This window comes from Gynuella sp., assembly GCF_050297175.1.
GTDB lineage: Bacteria > Pseudomonadota > Gammaproteobacteria > Pseudomonadales > Natronospirillaceae > Gynuella.
This window is the reverse complement of the sequence record NZ_JBNKSF010000010.1, coordinates 1-5,701: the sequence shown is the minus strand read 5'-3', so window position 1 is coordinate 5,701 and position 5,701 is coordinate 1. Positions and strand designations below refer to the sequence as shown.

General features: G+C 51.1%; 3 protein-coding genes. All 3 read left to right on the top strand.

Translation table 11 applies throughout. The features are described from left to right. A partial coding sequence (locus tag ACQY6I_RS03790; RefSeq protein WP_428240143.1) for a leucine-rich repeat domain-containing protein occupies nucleotides 1-1,075 on the top strand: 1,075 nt, incomplete at its 5' end. 67 nt (nucleotides 1,076-1,142) lie between these two features. Next, on the top strand, nucleotides 1,143-5,525 hold the full coding sequence (locus tag ACQY6I_RS03785) for a hypothetical protein (RefSeq protein ID WP_428240142.1): 4,383 nt from the start codon (nucleotides 1,143-1,145) through the stop codon (nucleotides 5,523-5,525). Beyond that, nucleotides 5,522-5,701, top strand: a 180-nt coding sequence (locus ACQY6I_RS03780) for a hypothetical protein (protein WP_428240141.1), incomplete at its 3' end; no start/stop codon positions are given. The genes ACQY6I_RS03785 and ACQY6I_RS03780, both read left to right, overlap by 4 nt.

Genomic DNA, 5,701 nt, shown 5'->3' with positions numbered 1-5,701 from the left:
GACTTTTCCCACCTGGAATAAGGATGGGCACTTAATCAATATCGACATTGAGTCAGTAACACCCAATGATTTATCCCTAATCAGCCGCCTTCAAGAACTACACTCGATACGTCTGGAAGGATACGCCGAGACCGACCACCTAGACTTAAACCTGCTGTCTGCTGATCTACCCTTATGGACCGCCACATTCTATCGCACCAAACTCACTCATCCTCAGCGTCTCTGTGATTATCAGGCACTGCAATATCTTGAAATCAGCGCAGCCAGAGTCATTGGCGATATCGAATTAAAAGGCTGTGTTAAACAGATGGTCGACCTGGTCATGAATACTGTCGATATCGATACCCTGACCATCCAGGATCTACCCGAACTGGTGTACCTCTACCTCGGTGACAGTCGTTTCAAACAACTGAACATTGATGGCAGCAGTCTGCCCAAACTGCAAAGCCTGACGTTATCCGGTGCCAATATTCCTGCCGATGTTAATCGCATTCAACTACCTGAGGGACTATTACAGCTGTATCTGGAAAACGTTACCGATGACGATATCAGCAAACTTAAACTACCCAAAAGTCTGCAATACCTGAATCTGCGTGGCGCAAAACTGAAGGACTATGGTTTTATTGCCAGGGCAATCAATTTAACCGCATTGGTACTGGAGGACAGTGACTTTAAACAATGGCCATTGCTGAAACAGTTTTCGCAACTGCGTCATTTAAAAGCGGGAGGAACTCCATTAACAGACGCAGACCTGCCGGTTATCAGTCAATTAACGAAACTTCAAACGCTTAGTCTTGGAAATACTCCCATTACTTCAGTCAAAGTTCTGGCTGACTTACAAACATTAAACTATTTAAATGTTGGATGGACAGAAATTGATGATTTGAGTGAAATTCCTTATATCAGCGAAATATCGTATTTAGGATTACCAAAAGCGGAATTCTACGACCATCCCGAACTATACCCCGAATCTATTAAAAAAATGTTTGCATCGACCAAACACGGGGGAGGTGCAGATTTTTGCAACCACCTGAAACCCTGCGAACAACCACCCTGGAATTTTGACAGCCCCTGAGTCTTTCGGGCGCAAACGCGCCCCTACAATGCCAGTCTGAAAACGCTTTATACAAGGATTCGACACCATGGATATTCTGGATTACCGCCATCGCCTGATAGAACAGTTACTCGCCGACTACCGCCACCTGGAGAAGCTCTCCGACCCTGCGGAGCAATTACCGGTTCAGCAACGTATTACCAGATTGCTGAGTGAGTTAAAAGCCATTGAACAATCAATGAAACGCACGGGTCAGCAATTTACCGCTTATCACCGGGTTATGGATGAACATAATCCTGATTCCTCCAGCCAGCGTTATAAATTTTTATGGCAGCGCTATACACGCAACCAGCCTCTGGAGCAATTATTCAGTACCGATCAGCTCAGCGAGTTGATCGCCAAAGTCGGTTACGCCGAGGCCAATGAGGCGCGTTATCGCCTGCGCGGCCGTGGCGAAACCCTGTTGGGGAACATGGACCGCTGGATGACTCAGCTGCGACCATTGGCGGAAAGCCAAACCCTGCTGAGCTGGCGAAACCCGTTCAGCCAATGGTTACCGGAACTGTTTCTGTTTCGGATGGAACAGCGTCTGAAAGCCAATCATGGTCGCCAGCCCTTGGTGGACTACACCATGGAACAAATGAGCTGGGCAGCTGACTATGCCAGCGGTCAGCCACCGCATGTGAGTCAGGATTGTCTGGCACTGTTCGAACACGACAGCGTGGTTGATGCCTGGGTGGCCAAAGAACAAGAGCGATTGGTACCAGAGGACAGTCCCGGTGCGGAGAGCTGGCCGCAACAACGATTAAGACGATTGATTGATCACCGTTTTTATCAGCCTGCCGGTAAAGCATTATGGGAATATGTGAAGCAACATGCTCTGGAGTTTGATGAGTATCCACAACGATACCAAAGCCTGGATGCAGAAGCAGAACTAAATCGCCAGCTGGCCGTCAATTCGCTTACGGCCAATCTCGCGCGTGCAGGGGTTGACCCCCGCCCCGACACCTCTGGCAATGTCAACCAGCTGGCACAACCTCCCAAAACCGTACGACCACAGTTTCAGAATGAAAATGGCGAACCGTATCGCAATACCCAGATTCTGTGCTGGCGTTACCATCCGGAGAAAGAAAAAGAGCTCGGTAATATGGCGTTGGATGGGGCCTTATTCGGATTGTTTACCGTTGCCCTGATGTATACCGATGACAATGGTTATCCAACCCTGCAAAAGCCCGATTTCCTGCAAAAAGGTGAACATGATCAATGCCTCCAGGTCGATCCGGCCACCGGCAATGTGTTGTTACTGGAGCGTACCCAGGCAAGGCAACCACAACAGCCGGTAGTAAAGGATCCCATGGTCGCCACCTGGTACAGCTACGACGAAACAGATCATCTGGCATTTATGCAACAGGCCGTTGGTCTGGTCAGCGATCGTTCCGTAACCCAGGAAACCTGGAAAACCCAGGCATTGGCGGATCTTGGACTGGACGCGGAAAGCTTTTTCAATCATGACTGCGGAGAGGTTGACCTGGCCAGCTTTTTTGAGCTGACCGAAGGCTATTACTATGGGTTTATGATGCTGCCGCTGGGCTATGGATCAATGGCCATCAAATCCGTTCATAGCCTGCCTTTCCAGAGCAATCAGACGTCTGTTTGCACCCGTGCCTGGATTTCCGGACATACTACAGCCCTGCGTATTCCCCGCAATCTGCGTCAGTACACCCACGAACTGACCCAATGCCGTGAAGCGATCAAACACAGCTATGATCGCTTACTCGAAGTCAGTGTCAAAAAGCGCGAGGACATTTTCCAGATCGGCGAGCTGCAACGCTGGGTTCAACACACAATTGACAGTCCGTTCAACCCAAGTGACCATAATATGCAGGAAAAACAGAAGCTCGCGGATCTGTTGCAGGATCTGCAGATTGAAATTGATCGCTGTATCTACCAGCCAGCCTATGTGCCTTCCCTTGCACACGGAGATACGGATGAACAACGACTGTTCAGTTATCAATTGCAGTGCAAACAGGCCGCCGATGCCTATCAGCAGGCCTGGGACCAAGCGCTGGATTACCTGAACAACCAACGTCTGCACGATCAGATTCACCAGTGGCATGAGGCTCAAAACGATGTAGACGAGCAGGAGCAGCTGGCAACGGTGCAGTGGGTGGATGAAGCTTCAGCGTTTTTTGAAAAAAACCCTGATCGACGTTCTTATCATCACACCATCCCTCAATGCACCTGGCAACCACCTAAGGATCTGATTGAGACTCTGTGTGAACCCTACACGGGGCTGATTTACGAAGCCTTCGGCAGTCTGTTGACTCAAATGTCCGTCTGTTACCGCTCCCCGGAACTGAATGCTGATGGGGAAAAGATTAATCCAGAGGAAACCGATCTGCTGGATGATGTGCTTCTGCCGGCGCTGAGTTTTGCGGTAAACCAGGAGTGGCTAACAACCCTGGTCCAGGAAATCTGGAATGAAAATAGGGATCGGGAAAACAGTGATTTTTTAGTCGCCGCTTCAACAGCCGCTATCAGTACCGAATTCGACTCACCCTCTGAAAACCTGCTCGCCAAAACTGCGGGCCTGGGTTACCAGACCTTTAAATCCACCTTCCTGCGTGGGCCTGGCACTCCGGCACTGGCAGAGGCGATCATCGATCTGGCCGGGCAATTGGTCAAAGTCCGTTACAGCCTCAACGTCAAAGTACAAACTCAACTCAGTATCCGGCTGTACAGCCTGCACATGTTTACCATGCTGCGGATTTCCAGCCAGACCCTGGTACAGACTTCCAGACGCGCAGAACTGAACCGTATGGGCCGGTTTATTTACCGAACCCTGGCAGGCAGCAATCCCGTGCAATTCCGGCGGCTGATGAGCGCGGAACAACTGTCCGAACGGGTATACGGGGGCAACACCTGGGGTGATCCATCATCACGACTGGTGCGGTTTGAGGGCTACCTGAAAACCGCTGCGTTCTTTATTGACAGCGTGATCGGCATCGTTACGTTTATGCAGCAGATGAACGAAAAGGACTGGGACGATCCTTCACCAGAAGCCTTCCGCAGCGCTGCCTATAAACTGGCCACCAGTGCCGAAACTCAGCTGGCTCGCGCCTCGGGATTGCTGACGGTGCCCAGTATGTTACGGTTCTGGTCACAAAAATTAGGCGCGACAGAGGGTGCCATGGCCCGGTTTCTGAGCCGGGAGATCGGTGTAGGTGTACAGATGGCTTCTGGTATTGCATTTGGCCGACAGGGGTATCGTCTGAGCCGCTGGCTGACCGGAGCCACTGCTGGAAAACTCGCCACGACCGCCGGATTGGCAGCGGTCTGGGCCAATCGTCTATGCGTGGCCAGCAGTTGCATCGCCCTCATTAAAAACATCGCCGATGTCAGTCACAGTGCCGCTTTGGGCGACGAAGGCGACATTATGCTGAATGTCACCAGAATGGTGGCCAATGGTGCCACGGTACTTGGCTTTGCGGCACCATTGATCGGTTTGAATGCCATCCCTGGACTGGGGAACGCATTGTTTATTGGCGGCGTCGTATTGTCCCTGGCCATCGAAGCCTGGCAGTTTTACTGGAAACATTGGGGGCGGGCTCAATGGTATTCCAATACCTATGTCGTGTTTGACGACCAGTGGGAAGGCTTTACCGACAGCACCCATGCTCAGGAGTACCGCCAAGAATCTCTCGGTGCCTCACCCAAACTGGCAGGCCTGATCAAACAGATTGAGGACCAACGCAGCAATACTGCGGTAGACGTATTCAGGTACGTGAGTATTGCATACGTTAACAGCCAAACCGCCAGCGCCCGGGCTGCTGCCTCAATATTAAACCTGCCACACCCTAAAAAGATAGAACAGGACAGCGGTGATGTCGCCTGGAATGAACTGTCCTGGTGTGGTCTGCCGGCATTGATGATGCACCAACTGCCGGTCACACCGGAGCAGATGGATAAAAAACTCATCTATATTGATCTGAACAAGGAAGAGTGCCTGTGGCTGTATTGTTACGACCGGAATATTCCTCAAGTGGATTGGAAAGACTATACGAACAATCGTACGACGCTCCCGGCAGATCTTGACTGGGACGATCTAAAAGACAACACCCTCAAACCGGCACTCAAGCGCCTGCTGCTCGCCTGTTACAACCGGGCCAACACCGCACCTGACAGCCCGTTCGCACGATTGATCTGGCAGCCTCTGGTCAATGGCGGCAAATTTCCACGCACTTACATGCGATTACAACTGGCAGAAGCCACGGAAAATGCACCTTTTGAGTTATTGGAGATCCAGATGGATGCCGGTAGAGAGACGGGGCGTTATGTTGCAAACTCGCATTTTCACAAAATGCTCAAACTTTGGGAAAGCCGTAGCGCACTGATTCCAAAAACCAGCAGTCGCTATCCAAAACCACAGTCACCAGATGCTGACGAATCGCAACAGGAGAACACACCGTGATACACCCCAGCCAACTCTGTACTCTGCTGCTGGCGCTGGCCGCTACGGCGTGCCAGGCCAAACCGTTACCGGAACCTCCCTTTTCCGTTGAACAAATGGAAGCCTTTGCCGATCCGATTGATCTTGAAGTGTTGTATGGGCTGCACTACAACCAGGACCGTGTTCATGGTAAAAAA